Origin of the sequence: Faecalicatena contorta, from assembly GCF_022835095.1 — a bacterium.
GTDB classification, from domain to species: Bacteria; Bacillota; Clostridia; order Lachnospirales; family Lachnospiraceae; genus Faecalicatena; species Faecalicatena contorta.
Window position 1 is genome coordinate 4903985 of the sequence record NZ_BQNQ01000001.1, and the last position, 22319, is coordinate 4926303.

Consider the following 22319-nt stretch of genomic DNA (forward strand, 5'->3'; position numbering starts at 1 on the left):
TCCGGCACCACGATCCGGCGCCTGAATGATGACAGCAGCTCGAACAACTGCTGTGTGAATCGTATTATAAACACAGATTTTTAAAATGTCCATACTTCTTTTCAAATAAATTACTTTTTGTGAAAACCTCACAAATTTTGATAGAATAAAATTCCATAAAGCAGACACACGCCAGGAATACCAAGGCTTCCGGTTGTCAAAAAGGACACTGCATTCAGCCCCACATTCAAAGCATTATCCCCAGGGAGCAGATATTGATTAATAAAATAAATCAGCCCCATGCCCAAAATAGCACGGATCACAAAGTTCAAAACAATATTCCCCCATTTATTTCCTTCCATACTCACACATCCTCCGGATCAGCATATATGATATCCTATTCAAATCCGTGACAAAATATTCCCCCGGGCCGTGCAGTCCGTAAAATAATACGTTCTGCACAGCCCGGGGGATAACATACGGACAGTTCTCCGGAGCCTGTCTACAGCTTGATCTTTACCTCGCGGTTGGTCCTATGGTATTGGTGGTACCGCACCCCCGCGGCGTCCATCATCCGCTTGGAAGCCAGCACACCAGGAGTATCGGCGTATTTGTCACAGTCATAGATAACTTCCTTTATCCCGGACTGAATGATTGCTTTTGCACATTCATTGCACGGAAAAAGGGAGACATACAGCTTGGCCCCCGACAGGCTGCCGCCATTGTAATTCAGGATGGCATTTAACTCACTGTGCGTAGAATATACGTACTTTGTCTCCAGTGGATCATCCCCTTCTCTTGCCCAAGGAAATTCATCGTCTGAACATCCGATCGGAAACCCATTGTATCCCATGGACAATATCTTATTATCCTGACTGACAATACAGCACCCCACCTGTGTATTTGGATCCTTGGAGCGCATACCCGAAAGCATTGCCACCCCCATAAAGTATTCATCCCAGGAAAGATAATCCTTTCTTTTGTCAGACATATCTATCCTCTCCTTTCGTTCTTGCACCTGCTATTTCGTTCCGAAAATGCGGTCTCCCGCATCCCCCAGCCCGGGTACGATATATTTATGCTCATTCAGATGGTCATCCAGCGCGCCTATATAAAGATCCACATCCGGATGTTCCTTCTGCATCCTCTCCACACCTTCAGGCGCTGCTATAATACACATGAAACGGATTCTTTTCACTCCTTTGTCCTTCAGCATCTGAATCGCTGCTGTACTGGAGCCGCCCGTTGCCAGCATCGGATCAACGACAAAGACCTCCCTCTCATCGCAGTCCGCCGGAAGCTTGCAGTAATACTCCACTGGTTCAAAAGTCTCCGGATCACGATAAAGCCCGATATGTCCAACTTTTGCAGCGGGTATCAGAGAGAGCATCCCGTCCACCATCCCAAGGCCTGCGCGCAGAATCGGCACCACGGCAAGTTTCTTACCGGTCAGTTCCTTACCGATCATCTCACAGATGGGTGTCTTAATCTTCACGTCCCGGAGCTTCAGGTCCCGCGTAGCCTCATAGCACATCAGGCCGGCAATCTCCCCGACTACCTCCCGGAACTCCTTGGTCCCCACCTCTTCCCTGCGGATATAGCTGATTTTGTGCTGAATCAATGGATGATCCATAATGTGTACTTCTGACATCATTCTCCTCCTTTAGTAAGTGCATTAAGTTTATATGTTAATTTTTTTATTAACATCGATATTATTTCATAGCATTCTCCGTATGCCGTCAATGGTTGTCCATAAGGATTTGGTATTTCTGTATCCTCCTCCGCGAACTCATTTAGAGTATATACATTTTTTATGTTCTCATACTCGGATATAACCTTCCACTTTTGATTCTCATCCATTGTCAGAACAAGCGTATCCTCCTGCAGGTCCTCCTCAGAGAAAGCAATGGATGAATGGCCTTCCAGGCTCATCTGACCGCTTTTCATAATTGCCTCGGCTTTCTGATTGGCAGGCTCAGGAAACAGTACGATAAGCCCCCTGGAATCTATGGCGTACTCCTGTTCCAGATCCTGGCAGCGCAGAAGTTCCGCTGCCATGGGGCCTCTGCTTGTATCGGTATTGCTTAAGAATACGATGCGTCTGTATTTCTGCTGCTTCACGATTGCAGCGGCAGGCAGCATCACATGCCCGGCCGCCTTTTCCAGCCGGTTCATGATCGCCTTACCGATCCCCTGCGCGGCAAAGGACTCACTGAAGATTACGCTGACTTCCTCCTCATCAAATTCCCGGAGAACCGCATAGAGATTCCTTGCAATGGCCTTCTCATTTTCCCGCGATCCCAGATTCTTTACCAGTCCATAGGTATAAAAGGGCATCGTCTCGTTTGTCGCAATAATCCCGGTCTTTTGCCCTTTGCGGTGTGCCTCATAGGCAAGCTGCCGGATCGCAAGCACTTCCTCTCTCAGAGTGCCTTCCACGATCATCAGCCTGGCCCTGGGCGCGTAATGGCGGTACTTCATCCCCGGAGCTTTGGGCACCTGTGTGCTCTCACTTCCCAGTATGGTCTCATCCACGCTGACCGCACCGATGACTTCCTCCAGCATACCCGCCGTAATGGCGCCGGGGCGCAGAATCATGGGAGGTGTCACTGTCATGTCCAGAATGGTGGATTCCAGACCGATATCCACACTCCCGCCGTCCAGGATCATATCGATCTTACCTTCCAGATCCTCTGCCACATGCTGTGCCGTCGTGGGACTCGGACGGCCGGACGTATTTGCGCTGGGCGCAGACACGTACCCTCCCGCTGCAAGGATCAGTTCCCTTGCAATCAGGTCGCTTGGCATGCGTACAGCAACCGTCTCAAGGCCCCCGGTCGTTCCCATCGGCACAATATTACTTTTTTCAAAAATCATTGTCAAAGGCCCCGGCCAGAAATGAAATGCCAGTTCCTCTGTAGCAGCGGGAATGTTCACCGCGATCTCATCAAGTGCCTGCACATCTGCAATATGCACAATCAGCGGGTTGTCTGACGGACGCCCTTTTGCTGCATAAGTTCTTTTTGCTGCCTCCTCATCCAGTGCATTTGCTCCCAGTCCATAGACTGTCTCCGTGGGAAATGCAACAAGTCCGCCTCTTTTCAGTATTTCTCCTGCTTCCTGTATCACGTCTTCGTCTATCTGATTCTTATCTACTTTTTTTATTATTGTTTTCATAGGCTTCATTATACCATTAATCAACCTAAAAAAAAACTCTCTTTCACAAAATAAGATGCAGTCCTAATTCAGGCATTGCAAAATCCCCGCGCAGACGGCCTCCGCCAGCGCATCCTGGTATGCTCCGTCCACCAGTTTTTCCGCCTCCTCATAATTACTCAAAAAACCACATTCTACAATAATGACGGGCACCTCTGTCTTTTTCAGCATATAATATGTATCATTCGCCTTTGCCTGCCTTTTATTGTCCGGATCAACAGCCAAAAGAGCCTCCTGCATAATACCGGCAGCCTTCTCTCCGCCCTTGGAATGCGTATAGTAGAATACCTGGGCGCCATGTATGCTTTCTCCTTCATAGCTGTTCTGATGTATGCTGACCGCGAGATCCGGTTTTTCCTTGTTAATAATCGCCACCCGTTTCTTCATGTCTTCTGCTTTTGAATTTGCAATTCCGTTTTCATCCTCGCGTGTCATGATCACCGACACTCCCTGTTTCTCCAAAAGTGTCTTTACCTTGCCTGCAATCTCCAGGTTTATGTCCTTTTCCAGCGCTTTATTAATTCCTACCTTGCCCGGATCAGAGCCGCCGTGTCCGGCGTCTATGACAACCATTGGCTTATCGCCCTTTTTTGCCGCTGCCGCAGTCTTTTTGCCCTCGCTTCCCATATAATTCTTGTACAGGTATTCCCCTGCCTTCTGGCTCCCTATTACTGCGCACAAAAGCAGTACGATCAGTCCCAGTATTCCTATTTTACGGCGCAAAAAAACATCCCCTTTCTCATATACTATTCCTAAGTATATGCAGAAAAAGGATGTTTCTTTCATATTTCTGCAGTGCGGCGTATAATCACGCGCACTTATGAACATCGTAAAATTCACTAGTACAGCAGGTACTTATTGCTGAATCATTAGTGCAACGCTGTACTAGTTCACATATTGCAGGATTAGATCCCAAATACCTGAATTCTCCCAGCCGAGCCGCCACTCAGCCACTCCGGCCAGATTATTGCTTTTGATCAGCTTCAGCTTCTCCTCAATGGACTGGCTGTCCTCAAGCCATATTTTATAAGTTCCGCCATCGACATCCCACTGGGCATAATTCTGCTTCGTCTTATCATCCCATTCGGCCTGAACGCCTGCCGTCTGTAATGTCTGATTTGCCTCGTCCATGCCCATGGCCGTACTCGTCACTTTGTTCGGATACTGCGCCGCCTCTGTGCCTGCTTCCTCCTCCAGTTCTGCCGTTGTCTTAGGAGTCTCCAGCCACAGCCTTGTGTAGAATGGAATTGCATTGACAAGTTTTGAATTCGGAACGACTTTGAGGGCGTTCTCTATTCCGTCCTTCACATAGTTATAAGATGCCACAGGGCCTGCTTCATAGGACCCCTCCGTGTGCTCGTCATACCCCATAATGATAACATAATCCGCCATAACCGCCTGTTCCTTCAGGTTATAGTGCTCGTTATACGGCATGGGGACATAATTATCCACGGAAAATACAAGGCCGTTCTGCCTGCATTTTACGGACATCTCGCGTACAAACTGAATGTAATGTTCTCCACATTCAGCGGATATAAGCTCAAAATCCAGATTGATGCCGTCGATGCCTGACTGCAGCGCAGCTCCGATTACCTGGTTGATTAGGTTCTCTCTCTTTGAGGTATAGCTTAAAACTGCATAGGTCTCATCGTAAGAGCTTATACCTCCATGGAAATCTCTCAGCACAGCCCACACATCAAGATTCGACTGATGCGCATAGTTGACGTACTCGGAATTAGCCAGAGACGAGATATTCCCGTCCGTGTCGCTTATGTTGAACCAGGTCGGTGCAATCGTAGTCAAACCCTTGGTATTGGCAATTGTCTCCAGCACATAGCTGTTCGCCGTGTCATTCTCCACATTGTGCCAGGCCATATTAATCGTATAACCGGTAGAAATATTCGTATAATCCGGCTCCTGGAACTCTCTGGACCGGGTCTCTTTTGTGATCTTCTTCAGCGAACTTGTCTTAACATAACCAATGAACCCATCGCTGGTACGGACCTTCATCCAGTCATTCTCATCTTCCAGTATCCTTAGCTTTTCTGACTTTTTCACCTCTGTCAGAATCGGGCTCTTCACACCGCCCTGGTATCTGACCTGAGTGTCCCTTTTCAGACCGGATACGCTTTGTTCTCCCCAATTGCAGTCAATAACCGCCCTGTCAGGGTTCTCATATACTTTATATTCCATATTGGTATACTGCTGTATAAATGCGAGTGCAATATATGCAGTCTTACCTTCGGTCTTCAGAATTACATAGTCTTCACTTTTCTTTTCCTTAATATCGGTGTACTCTTTGCTGCCGACGCTTACAGATACGCTGCCGTTCGGAAGGGTATAGAGCAGGATGTTCTCATTAGAATCCCAGTAAAATCTTTCATTGATATAATTACGGACCACGGAATACTCCACATAGGGTATGCCATCGTAAAACTTTCCGCCTGCAGAACTGCTCTCCTGCGTTCCTGCATCCCGGGCGCCCATGATCTGGTCATCCACTACCACCGCAAGATCATCGTTATTCTGTATCCCATAATATTGTTTCAAATCAGCCTTCTCTTTTGATGAGCCGTATTTTTTCCAGAATACGAATCCGCCTAATGCTATAATAACCAGAACAACGAAAAGAATCATCCTTATGATGAGATTGCGTCTTCTTCTCCTTGCCCGGCTGCTCTTTCTCCTTGGTCCCTGGCCATTCGGCCCCGTACTCACTGGTCTTGAACTCCCCGGTCTCTGGTCACTGCTGGCTGGGCGTCTTCTCTGTGCATTCTGCTGGCTGCGCCTTCGGGCATACTCAGCTCTTTTTTCTCTTTCGTCCATGCCGCACCTCCTATCAGACCTTATTATACCATATTTTTTTCATACGTCATTAGTATTTTGTCTTTTTACAAAGTTTTTAGACGTATGCCCGTGGCAGCCTGTATTGCCGGCTGTCCGGCAGACTGAGGGAATTCTCTGCCTAATTGCTTCCATTAATATTTACAAAAGCGAGTGATTCTATGTATCCTTTGGGATCCAGAACGTAATCCCGCATATAGCACCCTTCCTCACGGATCATATGCGCCGTCACAATCTGCAGCGGGCTGGCCTGACAGCCGTCCATAAGCATGTTCACACCGTGCTTTTCATAATTCTCCAGTTCTGTGTATAAATCTCTGTATAAATGAGCTGTGTCACCAATTTCCATGGCTCACTCCTTTCCCTGCGGATTCGGATAAATAACAGCCGCTGCCTGCTTCTTTCATACCGAAGGCCTCGTGACGTACCGCCGGACTGGTGCAGCATGGAAGATAGTATGAACCCGCAGTTCCCTCCTCTTTAAGAATATCTGATGATTGCGTCCCTGAATGGGACATGTGATTTTCCTGAAATATATTCCACAGCTTTCCTGTGATCATGAAAAGATTCATGAGTAAAGATGTCCGGAATATATTTAGATAGGATTTCCTTTATGATTTCAAAAATCCGAATAAAATTCTGTACCTCCTTTCGTATAGACATATATTTATCCTGGAATACTATCTTCTGTAACTGCCATTATAGAGAGCGTGTCCGGCTATTTCAATGTGTTTATTGTTTATAAGCCGTCCACATTTGTTGATAACTGAAAAATATAGCGTCCAAATAATCCTGTGACGGGCATGGTACCAAAGTAGTATAAACTCTCTATAAACTCTTTACAGTTTTTCTTTACATATTTTTTAATTTTGTTTATACTAATAGTGAGAAGATATATTTTTTTTAAAATCCCAATCGTAAGGATGTGATAATATGAAGATCGAAAAACTGAATGACAATCAGATTCGCTGTACCCTGACACACGCCGACCTGGCAGCCAGGCATCTCAAGCTGAGCGAGCTGGCCTACGGCACGGAAAAAGCAAAGTCTTTATTCAGAGACATGATGCAGCAGGCGTCTTTCGACTTTGGCTTTGAGGCAGAAGACATCCCTTTGATGATAGAAGCTATACCGGCTTCTGCGGACTCTATCGTATTAATCATTACAAAAGTAGAGGACCCGGAGGAATTAGACACCAGATTTTCCAAGTTCACTCCGTTTGGCGAGGCTGGTATGGCCAGCACAGCTGAAGCCTTGGAAAAATTGGAAGGGGCGGAAGAATTTCTAAATCTGCTGAATAAGGTAAAAGAAGCCGCGTCCGAAACAGGCAATGTGGCGACCGTACCGGACGCGCCTGCACTTTTCAATGTTCGCCTGTTTTCTTTCGACAGTATGGACCGGGTAATCCAGGTTGCCCATCTTCTTGAACCTGTATACCATGGTTCTAATACACTGTACCATGACACGGAGAATTCATCTTATATACTTGCACTGACTCAATCAGACCATTCAAATAATGAATTCAACAAGATATGCAATATGCTTTCCGAATATGGTACGATTGAAAAAGCTTCCGGCGCTGCGCTTGCATTTCTGGAAGAGCACTGCGATATTATGGTATCTGCAGATGCAGTACAGAATCTGGCCGTAATCTAATCAGATACTGTGGGACGGCGTGTACAGTCCCCGGAGGGTTTTTATGATATAGGAAATTCCTCTGGAATTTTCTATATCATAAAAAAGCCCCTGCAGGTTTCTATTGATCCCTGCAGGGATTTTTTATGCAGAATCCTCCGCACATGGCCTTTTTATTAACCGTTTGCTTTCATGGAAGCGTTAATCTTTTCTACAAGCAGATCAGAATCAATGCCATGCACCATAGCAGCTTCTTCCAGAGATTCCATCTGTGCTGACGGGCATCCAAGGCAGTGCATTCCTATCTCCATTAAAATAGGTGCTGCATCCGGGTAAATATTTAATAATTCACCTATGGTGGTACTTTTAGAAATCTGTCCCATTTCTATTTCCTCCTTTATTATTCAGTGCTTTTTATTATAATCCCAATTTTTATAATAATCAACCGCCTAAAATGTAAAATCCTTATAAAACACCGACACACTTCCGATCTATTTTCTGAATTGTTCGAACAATTATTTTCAATTTTTGACTACTCAAAAGTCAATCATTTTGCTGATTTTTTTCGACAAAAAATTAAATTCATCATAACTTAACAAAACGTTCGTTCTTTTTTTTATAAAAGTAATCCACCAAAAACACATGTTTTTATGTGGATAATGTGTATAACTTTTATAAAAACTAGATTTTTCCACGTTTTTTTGAGTTTTGAGTGTGGATAAGTTGAAAACTACCTTTCCCAAAGTTTCGACATGTTTTTACATTTTTGTGCATTTTGTATATGCCATCCTTTTCACATTTATCACATTATTCGCGTTTTTTAGATATCCTGAGTCAAGATGTCTAACAAAAAACTACACTTCAAATGCAGTTTTTTTTGAAGTGTAGTTTTTTTTGTCAAATCTTTAAATTTAATACTTTTATATTACCCTTCGTATTGTAATGATCGGTGTGTAGGTGGCACTGCAGATTCCAATGCCGTCGGCTTCATTCATTGCATTGACGATATTGCCGTCACCCATATATAATCCCACGTGCCCGTCATATAATACGATATCTCCCGGGATCGCTTCTTCTAAGCTGACCGGTGTTCCGACGGACTCCATATCCCACGTCGTACGCGGAAGGCTGACTCCAAAATGTGCATATACGGATTGTACAAACCCGGAACAGTCAGCGCCTTCTGTCAGGCTCGTACCGCCCCATACATAGGGGTTCCCGATGAACTGGCAGGCATAATCAATAACGGCCTGTCCACTTGACGCCTGAACCTGCATTGCAGCCGCCTCCTGAGCTTCCTGCTGCTTTGCCGCCTCTTCAGCGGCTATTCGCTCATTTTCTTCATCTTTTGACTCCGCATAGCTGTACTGCTTCTCTACGCTTACATAATCACCGCATACCCAGCCTGCCGTACCGTTGACATAGACCGGATACCAGCCGTTTACTGCTTCGCCGGTTACCTCGTACTGCTGGCCGGCCAGAATCCTCGTCAGAATATTGGCCTCCGTACTCTGTCCGTCTCTTACGTTCAGCACGTCTGCTGTTACCGTTGCATGCTGCTGTTCGTAATTTCCTGCATTTTCCTGGGCTGCTTTGCCTGTATACAGGCACTCTGCGGGTACATAACCTTCTACGGAGCCGGACCGTATCCTTGTCCAGTCTCCATTATATTCAAGCACTTCTGCCGACGAATCACTGTACAGCTTGCCGACCCAGTCACTTGCTTCATCTGGGGCATTTCTAATGTAAGTATAATCACTCACATTAGAAAATGCCATATTCAAATACTCACCCTCGTTATTTGGTACCAGATACAGGTCGATGTTTTCTTTGACCTCCGACTGGTAACATTCTTTTACTGCCGATTCGATTCCTGCAACCGGTATGACCGGCGTATTCTCAGTAGAATTATCTGCCGCCCTGACCGTGATTGCACTCCCCGGAACCAAAATCGCTCCTGCTAAAGCAGAAAGAATCAATTTCTGCTTCATACGTATTGCTTTCATATAAAACCTCCTTGTAAGTGTCTTTATCTTTTGTAGGAAGTTCTAAATGTTACACAATTGTTAAATTTGTTACGTTGTTATTATAGCAACCCCTTAGCATTGTGTCAACCGTTTTTACCCTATTTTCAATTTACACACTTCGACATAAGTCCTAAAATTCTGTTATTTTGCAATATTATTTTTTTATATTCGTTCATTATTTTGTAACATTTTATCAGCCCTATTCCTTCTATTATAATGTTTAACAGAATTTTTAGGATAAAGGAAATCATTTCTATACACTGCTGAAAAACTTTTTTTTATTTTTTTTAAAATACTGTTGACATTTTTAGGAATATGTATTATATTCTAATCACAGTAACAATTACTATTATTAATTTACAAATCGAAAGGAGGTCTATATTGGCAGCTCTGAAGTATAGTCGGCAACGTGAATCCATCAAGCGGTATCTGATGATGACGAAGGATCACCCCACTGCCGATACGGTCTACCTGCATGTAAGGGAAGAATTTCCCAACATCAGCCTGGGTACCGTATACCGGAATCTAAATTTGCTGACTGATATTGGCGAAGTGATCAAGATTCCCACGCCAGACGGCGGTGACAGATTTGATGGTAATGTCATGCCGCACAATCATTTTTTCTGCACAAGCTGCAGAAGGGTTCTGGATCTGGACCTGGATATGAAGAATATCGAAGAGGTCAACAAGGCAGCTGCCGAGAACTTTGACGGCATGATAGAATCCAGCACCACAATTTTCTACGGTAAATGTGGAGACTGCATACACAAGCCGTAATTAGGAACACAGAAAGTTCACTGAATAAACACACGTGATTAATATAGGAAGTGTAATCTGCTTCCTATATTAAAAATAAATTACCGGCAGGCATAAAGCCTCCGGAAGCAACTATACTTATAAAATATTAAAAAGAAAAGGAGATTTTTATTATGAAGAAATTTGTATGTACAGTATGTGGTTATGTTCACGAGGGAGACGCAGCACCGGCTGAATGTCCGATCTGTAAAGCGCCGGCTGATAAATTCAAAGAGCAGACAGGTGAAAGAGAATGGGCTGCAGAGCACGTTGTAGGCGTAGCTCAGGGCGTCAGCGAAGACATCATCGCTGATTTAAGAGCAAACTTCGAGGGAGAATGCTCAGAAGTAGGTATGTACCTTGCAATGGCAAGAGTTGCCCACAGAGAAGGATATCCGGAGATCGGGCTGTACTGGGAAAAAGCTGCTTATGAAGAAGCAGAGCACGCTTCTAAGTTTGCTGAATTATTAGGTGAAGTTGTTACCGACAGCACAAAGAAGAACCTGGAGATGAGAGTTGACGCAGAGAACGGCGCTACAGCTGGTAAGTTTGACCTTGCTAAACGTGCAAAGGCTGCGAACCTGGATGCAATCCATGACACAGTTCATGAGATGGCAAGAGACGAAGCTCGTCACGGAAAAGCTTTTGAAGGCCTGTTAAAGAGATACTTCGGTTAATCACATACCCTTTAGATACACATTTTACTCCAACATTCATATAAGCACCCAATTTATACAGACGGGGCAGTCAGCCCCGCGGTAAAACGTAAATGCCTGCATAGGAACTACCTCTCCTCTGCAGGTAATTTACTCTTGCCGGAATGGGATATTTATCCATTTTTTATTTTTATTTCATTGAATCAGAAAAACAGCATGTTATAATATAGATATTAGAAAAAACAAGGAGGATTTACTATGTCAAAGTACGCAGGAACAAAAACAGAAAAGAATCTTATGGAAGCATTTTCAGGTGAGTCACAGGCACGCAACAAATATACATACTATGCATCTGCAGCAAGAAAAGCCGGCTATGTACAGATGTCCAATATTTTCTTAGAGACAGCTGACCAGGAAAAAGAACACGCAAAAATGTGGTTCAAAGAATTCCACGGAATTGGGGATGTAGAAGCCAATCTGGAAGATGCTGCAGCAGGCGAGAACTTCGAATGGACAGATATGTATGCCCGCATGGCAAAAGAAGCTGAGGAAGAAGGCTTCACAGAACTGGCATCCAAATTCAGAGGCGTTGCAGAAGTAGAGGCTGCACATGAGAAACGTTATCAGAGACTTCTCGATCATTTCCGCGCAGGACAGACTTTCAAAGACGAAGCGCCGCTTGGCTGGAAATGCGGAAACTGCGGTTATATCTACCAGGGCGACGAAGCTCCGGAAGTATGCCCGGTATGTGCACATCCACGTGCATACTTCGAAAGAAAAGCTGAGAATTACTAAAATATAAGGTATAATATAGTTGTAAATCAAGTGTGCAGGCCCCTCATGACTGAGGAGCCTGCACACTTTGTATGATGCCGTTTTGCGGCTGTATGGATGATCGGGGCTCGTATATCCTCGAGAGAAGCTGGCGGCCACGATAAATTCAGTTTTGCAGCACTATTTTCCCCGTCTTTTTTGTCTTTTTGCCACAATGTTAATTTGCTTTCCCCCTGCTATACTAAAATTGTTCATAAAGATCTATTTTAGGAGGAAAACACAATGACTGTAAAAGAAAGAATTTTAGCCACTCTGCGTGGCGAGCCTACAGATGCCCTGCCCTTTGTTCCGCGTCTGGATAACTGGTTCTACGCTCACGAAGAGACAAATACCTTACCTGATGAATATAAGCATGCCAATCTCCGGGAATTTGCAGATGACCTGGGCGTTGGATTTCATTCTATTGTCCCTAACTTCAAAGGCTGGCGCGAAGGCGGGGTCAAAGACCTGCACGTAGGCCTGGGGATTTATGATCTGGAACTTTCTCCCTGGATTGTCAGATTCCACAACGTAGGAATTGCCCATGAACGGAAAGATAACGGTGAATTAACTGTTACTTATGATACTCCCAGGGGCATTATCCGAACCAAAGTTGTCTATACAAAAGAAATGCTCCGGGAAGGAATTACTCTATATGCTCATAAAGAACACGCATTAAAGGAAATTGAAGATTATGACGCACTGGCTTATATTTTTGAGAATGCAGAAGTAATTCCCAATTATGAAGCTTTCACCAAATATCAGTCAGAATATGTAGGCGAACGCGGGGTAGCAGTGGCACTCGCTGCGATGTGGGCGTCTGCCGGACATTATTTAATCAAGGAGCTTATGGGATTTGAAGATTTCTATCTGGCCAGATTCGATGATAAAGAAGCAATGGACCATCTTGTATCCCGTATGACTCCATTCTGTGACAAATTATTTGATGCAGCAATTAACAGCCCTGCCGAGGTTGTTCTGTCCGGAGCTAACTATGACTTTAATTTTACAACACCGGATCTCATAGAAGACTACGTGGTTCCATCCTTAAAAAAGCAGAGCGACAAAGCACACAGCCTGGATAAGTTTGTTGCAACACATACTGATGGGGAAAATACAATGCTTCTCGATAAATATGTCCGTGCCGGGTTTGATATAGCAGATTCAATCTGTCCGAAACCTTTGACAAATATCTCCTTACAGGAAACCCGTGATGTGTTTCAAGATAAAATTACAATTTGGGGCGGCGTTCCTTCCACTGCGCTTTTAACAGCCAACACAACCGACCAGGAATTCTATCGTATTGTGGATGAAACCCTGCATGCCATTGGAAAGGGTGATCATATGATTATGTCCGTAGCGGATACCCTTCCCCCGGCAGCAGACTTTGGGCGTCTTCTTTATCTTAAAAAGAAATTTGAAGAATTTGGTCCTGTCACCCCCTAGAGTAAGTTTGAAAATTGCTTCTCATAAGATGGCGTCCTGGTTTGTCCATTCCACCCGGAGGTCCTTTATATAATAGGAAAATGCAGAGCACTTTCCTATTATAAAAACAGCGGAGGTCCTTTTAGAGACTTTCGCTGTTTTTTCCTAAAAACCGTTTCTTTTTCGCTTAAAATACGCACACATATACTTTAAAAATTCTCTTTCATTGGATTTTTGTAAAGGATTTATGGAGAAGATTACTTTTAGCTTATTTAACCGGAACACCAGTGTATTCTTGTGTATAAATAATTCCTTGCTGCTGTCTACCAGATTATAATTATTACGCTCAAGGGCGTCTACAAGTTCTACTATATCATCCTGATTTTTCTCATCAAGCAGTTCCTCAAACACGTGATATATCTGATGCAGCTCCATAAATGGGACAAGGGAATGTATGTATTCACCGGCATAGTCGTAGAAATATACTCCTCTGCTTTTTGCCTTCACATGATCCCGGAGCCAGCAGCATTGTTGATATGCTTTTCTATACTCTTCCAGCTCATTCTGGAAGGTTCCGATATAAAAATGGCATTCGATATCACGATCCAGCAAAAAGCCAAGAAAGTTCCCCAGATATTCCCCTATTACATACTTATATGTCCCCTGAAGAATCTTGCCTTTGTCAAAACATTTAAATATAATAATTTGTTTTTCCCTTGTTACCGCAGAAATATCTTCATAAGTATGCAGACTTCCCTCTTTAATTTTCCTCAGGAGCTGCGAGGTATCCACATTTCCCTCTGTTGTAATCAGTATGGGGATTCTGACGGCAGTTTCCGAGTACCCAAGCTGGGAGGCATAATATTTCAAAGAAAACAGATCTGTATCTTCACCATAGAGTATTAAATTCAAAAACTGCTCCTTCAGATTCTTACGATGTTGTATATCTTCTTTATATAATTCATATTCCAGCATGGTCTCCACAGACATTCTCATAATCTTCAGTATAGGAGCAACCTCATCGGGCTTTCCTGTCATTCCAATTACGCCAATCTTCTTATGATGATAAAAGATGGCCATATTGATACCATATTTCACTCCCAGATAATTATGCTCTTCATGCTCTGTTATAATCTGATCATCTTCTCCATTTATGATCTTATACGCAATTTCGTGAAATCCTCCAATCCTGTCTTTGTCCTTGCTGGCAATGATAATCCCTTTTTCGTTCATAATATTTACATTATATTCCGTAAATTCGGAAATCTTATCAATAAACCGCTCAGCAAGTATTTTATCTAACATATCCTCTCTCCCTTAAAAAACCAATTATTCTATAGATGTATTTACATATTTAACAACTATCTGAACCATGAACAGTCCGTTTATTATGTTCTCTATTATGAACAAAAACACGTCCCTGCAGGAATTTATCATTAATCCCTGCAGAAACGCACTTATAATATATACTTTTTATAACTAACAAAACTATCGTTACACAACACCAAGGCCGCCAAGGAATACCATTACAAAAGAGGTGAGCAAAGGTATGATAACCGTGACCATAAACATATCAAAATAAATCTGTTTGTACCCATATCCGGACAGATCCAGCAGCACCAGCACACCGCCATTATGCGGAAGGCTGTCAAATGCAGCCGATGATACTGCCGCAACACGATGAAAAGTCTGCAGTGATATTCCCGTTGACTGAGATAAATCAATGAACTTACTGCTCATGGCATCCATTGCTATGGTTAATCCACCGGAGGATGACCCTGTCGCCGCTGTTATTACATAGATAGCAATTGCCTCCGCAATCAGTGGATTGCTTATATTCACAGAAAAGATAGCATCCGTAAGCGCTGCAAAGGCGGGAACTGCTTTGATTACCGCGCCAAAGCCAACAATTGCACTTGTATTCAGTGTAGGAATAATCGAGTTTGTGGCACCATCGTTCAGTGTTTTCAATGGATGGAGGTACTTTAGATTTAATAAAATTCCTACAATATTACCGAGCAGCAAAGCCGGAATAATCATATTTGCCTTTACAAAGTCGCCCACCGGTATAATTGCAGGCAATACATTATAGCTGACAAGTACTGTTACAAGCGGTATCAGCGAAATAAGCGGATGAGGTAAATCCTCCGCATTTTCTGAAGGCAGCTCTTTCCCCGGCTGTTCATCAAAAAACAGCCCCTTCTTTTCATACCGTTTTTTTGCATGTCCCAGCCACAACATGGATAACCCAAACATCATGACTGCTGCAATAATTCCCAGTACAGGCGCCGCCATCGCAGTTGTGCCAAAATAGTTGGTCGGAATAATATTCTGAATTGCAGGAGAACCGGGAAGTGCCACCATCGTGAATGTAAAGGTTCCGGCCTGTATTGTTGCCGGTATTAGACGCCTGGAGATATTTGCCTCCCGAAAGATAGCCAGTGCCAGCGGATACAAGGCAAAAGAAGCAACAAACATAGAAACTCCGCCATAAGTCAGAACCGCTCCGGCAAGCACGATAGAAAGCAATGCTTTCCCTTTTCCAAGCTTCCCGACAATGAAAAGTGCAATAGACTTTGATGCCCCCGAGTCCTCCATTACCTTGCCGAAGATTGCCCCCAGCATGAACATCGGCAGATACGTTTTTGCAAATCCAACCATACCTTCCATATAGGTTGTCATGTACGCTTGAAAAAAATCAACTCCGCTCAAAATTGCAACGAGTATGGCGCATATAGGCGTTGCAATATAAATGGAAACCCCCTTGAACACCAAAAAAATAAGTAGAATCAACCCTAAAAAAATAATTGCTATCTCCATGATTTTCCTCCTGATATTTGTTATACCTATTATATCAAGGAGAGCAGCAGACGTTCTTGTACCTAGAATACAAACAATTGTTTCTTTTTTAGATTCAAATACTAAAAATCACTTTTAAGCCTTTCAGGATCTATCCCCCATTTCCACATACCAGTCCCCTGCTGCCAAGCAGCTCCAGCTTCTTCCTGCGCGGCAGCCGCTTAATAGCATACTCCCGCCGCATAGCCTCCTCCTTCGTCTCAAAAGCCTCAAAATAAGCCAGCACCACAGGCCTGCGGGCCCGCGTATACTTAGCCCCCTTCCCCGCATTATGGTCACTCACCCGCTTCTCCAGGTCATTCGTCCACCCTGTATACAAACTCCCGTCCCTGCACCTCAAAATATATGTATAATTCATCCATCAAACACACCTTTCCATACCTATCACTATACCACATATCCACATCCTGATCAAAAAAAACTCCCTCACTGTGGATAACTCCACCAATTCCCCACCCCCACCTGTAATTTTGTGGATAACTAAAAAAAGTCCTTTTTATAACCAGATAACCAAAGTCCCACAGAACCACCTAGAAAGTCTCTAATCTTTATAAATCATCCTTGGCGCTCCGCATCCGCCTCTCACCGTCGGATGCTCCCAGCCATCCAGGCGCATGGAGCAGCCGCCCGCCGGGAAGACATCTAGTGTTTTCCCGACGGGCGGCTGCTCCATGCGCCTGGATGGCGTCCCTCCCCCTTAAGACTCCATAAAGTCCATAGGATTCACAGGAGCCCCATCTTTGAGCACCTCGAAGTAAAGGTTCGGCCCTTCCACGCTATAATATTTTGTTGGTTCGCTCAGATATCCGACTGTCTGGCCTGCATCTACATAATCTCCGACCTCCAGCGGCACTTCCTTGAGCTGCCCGTATACTGCGCTGTATCCGTTTCCCATATCCAGGGTGACTGTGGTACCTGTCTGGGCGGACTGTTCTACATTTGTAACAACGCCCGGTGCGGATGCACCGATCATTTCTCCAACCTGGCCGCCAATAATCAGTGCCGGATTGTACTTATACTGTTCCAATGTTGAAAAGTATACCGTTTTGTCCATACTGTAGTTGATCAGTACTGCGCCGCTTGCCGGCCATGTGAGCAGGCTCTCCTCGCTGAAATATACTTGTGCGGTATTCCCTGCTGTCTCCGCATTTCCTGCGGAACTGTCCTGCGCGCTTTCATTCTCTTCGGTGTCATTTTCTGTTGATGTATTACCTTCTGCTTCCGGCAGGACAATATCATTGGTTGTCGTTGCCTCGCTCTTTTCTTTTGTTAGCTGTTCAGTCTGTTCCTCTGCTTTAGCCAGCTGCTGGTTCAATTTTTTATTATAATTGTTGAATGTATATGCTCCAACCATTACAATGACAGCAACAAAGCAGATCACGATTCCGACTGCTGCGCCCTTTCCTTTTAATAAAGATGGCTTTTCATTCTTATTCATATTCATCACCTCTGGCTATATTTTTGCCAGAAAAATGACGCCTTATTCTATTTTTGTAAATATTTCTCCGCCATCTGTCAGATTTGTTCCCTCAAAAAAATTTTGCAGTATTTCTTCGCAGCTTTTCCCCTCTTTTGCCATCTCGTTTGCCGTCCACTGGCTCATCCCCAGGCCGTGCCCTTTTCCCATAGTCGTAATCCGAAGGCCCCCGTCCGCCTCCTGCAAAGAGAATGCACTGGACGCCAGTGACAGAGCCTCCCGGAACTGTTCGCCGCTGCAGACCGTATCACCGATCCGCATCTGTGATACATATCCCGCAGAATCATAGGCTTGTATTTCAAAATCAGAGAAACTGTAGGTTTTTTCTGCATTTTCTTTATCCACGGCCACCAGAAACGGCTGACACTTGGCCTGTATTTCCTTGTACTCCATGTTATAAACATGCATCTCGTCCTCGGCTTCTTTATCCTTAGGACATTCTTTTACCGCCAGATAGGGGCAGTCTTCATTTCCCAGAACCTCCTGTCCGCTTCTTGTTTTACCATTGCTGGCCTGGTGGAACGGTACCATTGCATACGTGTCATTATAGTATAACACCTGATTTCCGGTCTCATCCATTGCCTTTTTTAACTTTTTGTAATAAGTTTCAAACTCCTTGGCACTCCACTTTTTTTCCAGAGATTTCGTATCCAGGTAATTGTCCTCCAGCAGCTTATCCTCACTGCTGTCCAATGTCTGGTAGAGGTTGGTGCGAATCAGAACTGCCTGCGCTTTCAGCGCTTCTTCTTCATAATTTCCGGGCATTTCTTTTGCAAGCATGCCCAGAAAATATTCGTCCCAGGGCACCTTGATTACCTGATCACTTCCATCCTCCGATGTTTTCTTCACCTGCACATAAGCACCGCCATTTTTTCCGTTTACTTCCATATCTGCGCCATTTACAAAAACCGCGACCACATAGGGAAGCAGAATTAAAATAAGCAAAAATGAACAGACGGTTTTGACTTTTTGCTGCATATAACGTTGTCCCATAAAAAAGCCCTCCATATATATATTATATGAAGGGCTCAAAGGGGTCAGACCCCTTTTTTATAAGTCACTATTTTCTTTCTTTTCTGTGTACTCCTCGTAAGTCTGGGTACCCTGTGGCGGCTTCTGCGTTTCTACGTCAGTCTCTGGCCCGGATACCTTTTCTTCTGTTTTGGATTCCGTATCCGGCAGAATAATTACTGACGGCTCCGGCTCCTCCTCTGAAACAGGAGACTTTGGTTCTGATACCGGTGCTTCAGGCGTCACAGAAGGTACTGGAGGAACGGGAGGTACAGGCGGCGTACTCATATCCGGTGTTGTGGGAGGCGCTGTGGTTTCCGGTGCTGCAGGTTCTTCCTGCACTGCCTCCTGGGGCGCAGGTACTGCGGTATATGGCCCCGGCATAGATCCGGCCGGCGGCATAGTTGGGTAACCCGGCTGGATAAACGGTCGTCCCAGATCTGGCTCCATTCCCGGATTAAAGTTCCTGTTGCGCATTGCGAAGAGGCAGATGGACTCGTAAAGAGGAACCACCATGCACAGTACTGCGTGAGCAATGGACATGTTTTTGGAAGTAAACTTCTCAAGAATCTGGTGATTTACAAGAACGCTCAGTACTTTATAGAAGGCACTGTACACGATAGCAGCAATCACCCAGATAATTGCTATGATGATAATTCCCATGATCATACCACTGCTGATATGTGAGGATGTACCGCCCCCATGGCTGTATAAAGCACTGGAATAGAGGCTGGAAAACGCTCCCAGTCCGACTATCCATACGATCATATAAAAAATAAAGTTAACCACACCGAAGATAAACGGCATTGCAAGGAGCCAGATCCCCGGATTTTTGATGGTTTTGGATTTGAGGGTAATGCTTCCGCCCAGCTCTCCATGGAGATATGTCCTGGCAAACGGAATAAACGCGAGCCAAGGATACTCCATCCCCTGTCTCTTTGCAATGGTATACATACCGATTCCTTTGAATATATAACTGATTACGTAGAAAATGAACCATACTGCAAGCACGATCAGATAAATGGCCAGAATCCCAGTAAGCATAGAATCCACCGGTGAGTTATAAGTATAAGTGTAGCTGTCATAATAATCCATAAATGCCTCCTATTCCGGCTGTCCTGACGGAACATCCACTTTTTCGAGTTTCCAGATATCCTTTACATACTCCTCAATTGTCCGGTCTGAGGTGAACTTCCCGCTGCATGCAGTATTCATCATTGCCATTTTCGACCATCTCTGTACGTCACGGTAGGCAGCCTCCACTTTTTTCTGCGCCTCTGCGTACGCGCGGAAATCCTTCAGAATAAAGTAAGTATCGGGCCTGTTTGTGCAATGTGTATTTAAAAGGGAGTTGTACAGGTTCTTGTACATCTCGTGGTTGCCGCCCGCATAGGTGCCGTCCATCAGCTGGTCTACTACACGTTTGAGCTCCCAGTCATTAAAGTAAATGTCAATCGGATTATAGCCGCCGTTTTTCTCGTAGTTAATAACCTCCTCGGAAGTTAACCCGAAGATAAATGCATTCTCCGCTCCGACTTCCTCCACGATCTCCACATTGGCACCGTCCATTGTTCCCAGGGTCGGTGCGCCGTTGAGCATGAACTTCATATTTCCGGTGCCGGATGCCTCCTTGGACGCGGTCGAGATCTGCTCGCTCACATCCGCTGCCGCAAACAGAAGCTCCGCATTGGATACGCGGTAATCTTCGATAAATACAACTTTCAGCTTGCCATTGATGCTTCTGTCATTGTTCACCACATCCGCTACGGAGTTGATCAGCTTGATTGTCTCTTTGGCTCTGAGATAACCTGCCGCGGCCTTTGCTCCAAAGATAAATGTCCTTGGATAAAATGACATCTCCGGATGCTCCTTGATCTGATTGTACAGATACATAATGTGCAGAATATTCAGCAGCTGACGCTTGTATTCGTGAAGTCTCTTCACCTGCACATCAAAGATCGAGGTAGGATCCACATCGATTCCATTATTTTCTTTGATATATTTTGCAAGGCGTACTTTGTTCTGATACTTGATCTGCATAAATTCTTTTCTTGCGCGCTCATCATTCACCAGCGGCTTCAGGTTGCCGATCAAAGATAAATCCGTGATCCATCCGTCCCCAATCCTTTCCGTGATCCAATCCGCAAGAAGCGGGTTACCATGGAGGAGAAAACGTCTCTGTGTGATCCCGTTTGTTTTATTATTAAACTTCTCCGGCATCATGTCATAGAAATCCTTCAGTTCCTGATTTTTCAGGATCTCCGTGTGCAGCCTTGCCACACCGTTAACGGAGAAACCGGCTATAATCGCCATATGCGCCATGCGCACCTGATTGTCCCTGAGGATTGCCACTTTTCTGACCTTCTCCTCATTGCCCGGATATTTGGCGCGGACCTCCTGCAGGAAACGGCGGTCGATCTCCTGGACGATCTGGTAAATACGCGGAAGCAGCTTAGAAAACAGATCGATCGGCCATTTTTCCAGCGCCTCTGCCATAATCGTATGGTTGGTATAGGCACAGGTCTTTGTGGTCACTTCCCATGCTTCCTCCCAGGTCAGGCCTTCCACATCAATGAGCAGCCTCATCAGCTCCGGAACAGCAACCGTCGGATGCGTATCATTCATCTGGATTGCCACCTTCTCATAAAGCTTTTTGATGTCGTCGTGGTCCTTTTTATACTTCGCAATCAGGGCCTGCAGGCTGGCTGAGATAAAGAAATACTGCTGTTTCAGCCTCAGCTCCTTGCCGGCATAGTGGTTATCGTTGGGATAGAGCACATCCACGATCATCTTGGCAAGGTTCTCCTGCTCGACCGCCTTATGGTAGTCCCCTCTGTCAAATGATTCCAGGGAAAAGTTCGTAATCGGCTCTGCATCCCATATCCGCAGTGTATTTACCACATGGTTCCCATAGCCGACGATCGGCATATCATAGGGTATCGCGCGTACAGATTCATAGTTCTCCTGAATAAACTTATCTCTGCCGGTCTCCGGATCCTTTTCAAAACGGATCGTACCGCCGAAGCGCACCTCTTTTGCGTACTCTTGTCTGCGCAGCTCGAAAGGATTGCCTTCCTTAAGCCAGTCATCGGGTGTCTCTATCTGGTAGCCGTTCTCAATCTTCTGCTTAAACATCCCATAACGGTAGCGGATACCGCATCCGTATGCAGGGTAGTTCAATGTTGCCAGTGAATCCAGGAAGCATGCGGCCAGACGTCCCAGACCTCCGTTTCCAAGCGCCGCATCCGGCTCCTGATCCTCAATCACGTTCAGATCGATATTCATCTCCTTTAGCGCTTCCCTCACGTCCCCGTACGCAGTCATATTAATCAGGTTATTGCCCAGGGCGCGGCCCATCAGAAATTCCATGGACATGTAATATACCGTCTTAGCATCCTGTTTCCTGTACTCCGCCTGCGTTGCCAGCCAGTCATCAATGATGATATCTTTCACGGCATAGGACACCGCCTGGAATATCTGCTGCGGCGTCGCCTCCTCTATCTTCTTCCGGTACAATGTTTTCACATTGTCCCGGACAATTTCTTTGAAAACTTCTTTTTCAAATCGCTTACTATACATATA

General features: G+C 44.9%; 21 protein-coding genes. 5 read left to right on the forward strand and 16 right to left on the reverse strand.

The annotated features are described in order from the left end of the window. Nucleotides 1–128: 128 nt before the first annotated feature. The 7 genes from MWG26_RS21925 to MWG26_RS21955 all read right to left on the reverse strand — a co-directional run bounded on the left by MWG26_RS21925 (nt 129) and on the right by MWG26_RS21955 (nt 6388). Nucleotides 129–341, reverse strand: a complete 213-nt coding sequence (locus tag MWG26_RS21925; RefSeq protein ID WP_240285588.1) for a pro-sigmaK processing inhibitor BofA family protein — start codon at nt 339–341, stop codon at nt 129–131. Between the two features lie 140 nt (nt 342–481). Further along, nucleotides 482–970 carry a deoxycytidylate deaminase gene (locus tag MWG26_RS21930; RefSeq protein ID WP_025653775.1) on the reverse strand — a complete coding sequence of 163 codons (489 nt, stop codon included), beginning with the start codon at nt 968–970 and terminating at the stop codon, nt 482–484. A gap of 30 nt (nt 971–1000) precedes the next feature. After that, nucleotides 1001–1630: a uracil phosphoribosyltransferase gene (upp, locus tag MWG26_RS21935; RefSeq protein ID WP_025653776.1), complete on the reverse strand. Its 630-nt coding sequence runs from the start codon at nt 1628–1630 to the stop codon at nt 1001–1003. After that, nucleotides 1630–3156 (reverse strand): L-threonylcarbamoyladenylate synthase, encoded by a 1527-nt coding sequence (locus tag MWG26_RS21940; protein WP_117440582.1) that lies wholly within the window; start codon nt 3154–3156, stop codon nt 1630–1632. The genes upp and MWG26_RS21940 overlap by 1 nt, the downstream gene beginning before the upstream one ends. A 63-nt stretch (nt 3157–3219) precedes the next feature. Continuing rightward, a complete protein-coding gene (locus MWG26_RS21945) occupies nt 3220–3918 on the reverse strand; it encodes an N-acetylmuramoyl-L-alanine amidase family protein (protein WP_025653777.1) in 699 nt (232 codons plus the stop codon). Nucleotides 3919–4080: 162 nt separating this feature from the next. Then, the gene (locus tag MWG26_RS21950) at nt 4081–6021 is read right to left on the reverse strand and encodes a glycosyl hydrolase family 18 protein (RefSeq protein WP_025653778.1); all 1941 of its coding nucleotides are present in this window, start codon (nt 6019–6021) and stop codon (nt 4081–4083) included. A 139-nt stretch (nt 6022–6160) separates the two neighbouring features. Continuing rightward, nucleotides 6161–6388, reverse strand: coding sequence for a hypothetical protein (locus MWG26_RS21955; protein WP_025653779.1), 228 nt, complete (start codon nt 6386–6388; stop codon nt 6161–6163). A gap of 584 nt (nt 6389–6972) precedes the next feature. Between MWG26_RS21955 and MWG26_RS21960 the strand changes: the two genes are divergently transcribed. After that, nucleotides 6973–7695 carry an adaptor protein MecA gene (locus MWG26_RS21960; protein WP_025653781.1) on the forward strand — a complete coding sequence of 241 codons (723 nt, stop codon included), beginning with the start codon at nt 6973–6975 and terminating at the stop codon, nt 7693–7695. A gap of 155 nt (nt 7696–7850) precedes the next feature. Here MWG26_RS21960 and MWG26_RS21965 read toward each other — a convergent pair whose 3' ends face one another. Together MWG26_RS21965 and MWG26_RS21970 are read right to left on the reverse strand one after the other, a co-directional pair. After that, on the reverse strand, nt 7851–8057 hold the full coding sequence (locus MWG26_RS21965) for a DUF1858 domain-containing protein (RefSeq protein ID WP_025653782.1): 207 nt from the start codon (nt 8055–8057) through the stop codon (nt 7851–7853). 537 nt (nt 8058–8594) lie between these two features. Next, on the reverse strand, nt 8595–9680 hold the full coding sequence (locus MWG26_RS21970; RefSeq protein WP_025653783.1) for a C40 family peptidase: 1086 nt from the start codon (nt 9678–9680) through the stop codon (nt 8595–8597). A gap of 402 nt (nt 9681–10082) precedes the next feature. Here MWG26_RS21970 and MWG26_RS21975 point away from each other — a divergent pair, with 402 nt between their 5' ends. The 4 genes from MWG26_RS21975 to MWG26_RS21990 all read left to right on the forward strand — a co-directional run bounded on the left by MWG26_RS21975 (nt 10083) and on the right by MWG26_RS21990 (nt 13411). Further along, nucleotides 10083–10478: a Fur family transcriptional regulator gene (locus MWG26_RS21975; protein ID WP_025653784.1), complete on the forward strand. Its 396-nt coding sequence runs from the start codon at nt 10083–10085 to the stop codon at nt 10476–10478. A 152-nt stretch (nt 10479–10630) separates the two neighbouring features. Continuing rightward, nucleotides 10631–11173 (forward strand): NADH peroxidase, encoded by a 543-nt coding sequence (locus tag MWG26_RS21980; protein ID WP_025653785.1) that lies wholly within the window; start codon nt 10631–10633, stop codon nt 11171–11173. A gap of 237 nt (nt 11174–11410) precedes the next feature. Further along, nucleotides 11411–11947 carry a rubrerythrin gene (rbr, locus tag MWG26_RS21985; RefSeq protein WP_025653786.1) on the forward strand — a complete coding sequence of 179 codons (537 nt, stop codon included), beginning with the start codon at nt 11411–11413 and terminating at the stop codon, nt 11945–11947. 261 nt (nt 11948–12208) lie between these two features. Next, nucleotides 12209–13411, forward strand: coding sequence for a uroporphyrinogen decarboxylase family protein (locus tag MWG26_RS21990; protein ID WP_025653787.1), 1203 nt, complete (start codon nt 12209–12211; stop codon nt 13409–13411). A gap of 144 nt (nt 13412–13555) precedes the next feature. Here MWG26_RS21990 and MWG26_RS21995 read toward each other — a convergent pair whose 3' ends face one another. The 7 genes from MWG26_RS21995 to MWG26_RS22025 form a co-directional block, all read right to left on the reverse strand. Continuing rightward, nucleotides 13556–14695 carry a CdaR family transcriptional regulator gene (locus MWG26_RS21995; RefSeq protein ID WP_025653788.1) on the reverse strand — a complete coding sequence of 380 codons (1140 nt, stop codon included), beginning with the start codon at nt 14693–14695 and terminating at the stop codon, nt 13556–13558. A 189-nt stretch (nt 14696–14884) separates the two neighbouring features. Beyond that, the gene (locus tag MWG26_RS22000) at nt 14885–16210 is read right to left on the reverse strand and encodes a GntP family permease (RefSeq protein WP_025653789.1); all 1326 of its coding nucleotides are present in this window, start codon (nt 16208–16210) and stop codon (nt 14885–14887) included. Nucleotides 16211–16340: 130 nt separating this feature from the next. Further along, entirely contained in the window at nt 16341–16607 is a 267-nt protein-coding gene (locus MWG26_RS22005; protein ID WP_025653790.1) for a GIY-YIG nuclease family protein, read from the reverse strand. A 339-nt stretch (nt 16608–16946) separates the two neighbouring features. Further along, nucleotides 16947–17687: a M23 family metallopeptidase gene (locus MWG26_RS22010; RefSeq protein WP_025653791.1), complete on the reverse strand. Its 741-nt coding sequence runs from the start codon at nt 17685–17687 to the stop codon at nt 16947–16949. A gap of 42 nt (nt 17688–17729) precedes the next feature. Then, nucleotides 17730–18719, reverse strand: coding sequence for a SpoIID/LytB domain-containing protein (locus MWG26_RS22015; RefSeq protein WP_025653792.1), 990 nt, complete (start codon nt 18717–18719; stop codon nt 17730–17732). A gap of 57 nt (nt 18720–18776) precedes the next feature. Then, nucleotides 18777–19832, reverse strand: coding sequence for a hypothetical protein (locus MWG26_RS22020; protein WP_025653793.1), 1056 nt, complete (start codon nt 19830–19832; stop codon nt 18777–18779). A 9-nt stretch (nt 19833–19841) separates the two neighbouring features. After that, entirely contained in the window at nt 19842–22316 is a 2475-nt protein-coding gene (locus MWG26_RS22025) for a glycogen/starch/alpha-glucan phosphorylase (protein ID WP_025653794.1), read from the reverse strand. Nucleotides 22317–22319: the final 3 nt, after the last annotated feature.

Coding starts and splice junctions, on each gene's coding strand:
- MWG26_RS21930 (WP_025653775.1), bottom strand. CDS start 970: ATGTCTGACAAAAGAAAGGATTATCTTTCCTGGGATGAATACTTTATG.
- MWG26_RS21955 (WP_025653779.1), bottom strand. CDS start 6,388: ATGGAAATTGGTGACACAGCTCATTTATACAGAGATTTATACACAGAA.
- rbr (WP_025653786.1), top strand. CDS start 11,411: ATGTCAAAGTACGCAGGAACAAAAACAGAAAAGAATCTTATGGAAGCA.
- MWG26_RS21970 (WP_025653783.1), bottom strand. CDS start 9,680: ATGAAAGCAATACGTATGAAGCAGAAATTGATTCTTTCTGCTTTAGCA.
- MWG26_RS22010 (WP_025653791.1), bottom strand. CDS start 17,687: ATGAATAAGAATGAAAAGCCATCTTTATTAAAAGGAAAGGGCGCAGCA.
- MWG26_RS21995 (WP_025653788.1), bottom strand. CDS start 14,695: ATGTTAGATAAAATACTTGCTGAGCGGTTTATTGATAAGATTTCCGAA.
- MWG26_RS21950 (WP_025653778.1), bottom strand. CDS start 6,021: ATGGACGAAAGAGAAAAAAGAGCTGAGTATGCCCGAAGGCGCAGCCAG.
- MWG26_RS22000 (WP_025653789.1), bottom strand. CDS start 16,210: ATGGAGATAGCAATTATTTTTTTAGGGTTGATTCTACTTATTTTTTTG.
- MWG26_RS21940 (WP_117440582.1), bottom strand. CDS start 3,156: ATGAAAACAATAATAAAAAAAGTAGATAAGAATCAGATAGACGAAGAC.
- MWG26_RS22020 (WP_025653793.1), bottom strand. CDS start 19,832: ATGGATTATTATGACAGCTACACTTATACTTATAACTCACCGGTGGAT.
- MWG26_RS21980 (WP_025653785.1), top strand. CDS start 10,631: ATGAAGAAATTTGTATGTACAGTATGTGGTTATGTTCACGAGGGAGAC.
- MWG26_RS21990 (WP_025653787.1), top strand. CDS start 12,209: ATGACTGTAAAAGAAAGAATTTTAGCCACTCTGCGTGGCGAGCCTACA.
- MWG26_RS22015 (WP_025653792.1), bottom strand. CDS start 18,719: ATGGGACAACGTTATATGCAGCAAAAAGTCAAAACCGTCTGTTCATTT.
- MWG26_RS21925 (WP_240285588.1), bottom strand. CDS start 341: ATGGAAGGAAATAAATGGGGGAATATTGTTTTGAACTTTGTGATCCGT.
- MWG26_RS22025 (WP_025653794.1), bottom strand. CDS start 22,316: ATGTATAGTAAGCGATTTGAAAAAGAAGTTTTCAAAGAAATTGTCCGG.
- upp (WP_025653776.1), bottom strand. CDS start 1,630: ATGTCAGAAGTACACATTATGGATCATCCATTGATTCAGCACAAAATC.
- MWG26_RS22005 (WP_025653790.1), bottom strand. CDS start 16,607: ATGAATTATACATATATTTTGAGGTGCAGGGACGGGAGTTTGTATACA.
- MWG26_RS21960 (WP_025653781.1), top strand. CDS start 6,973: ATGAAGATCGAAAAACTGAATGACAATCAGATTCGCTGTACCCTGACA.
- MWG26_RS21965 (WP_025653782.1), bottom strand. CDS start 8,057: ATGGGACAGATTTCTAAAAGTACCACCATAGGTGAATTATTAAATATT.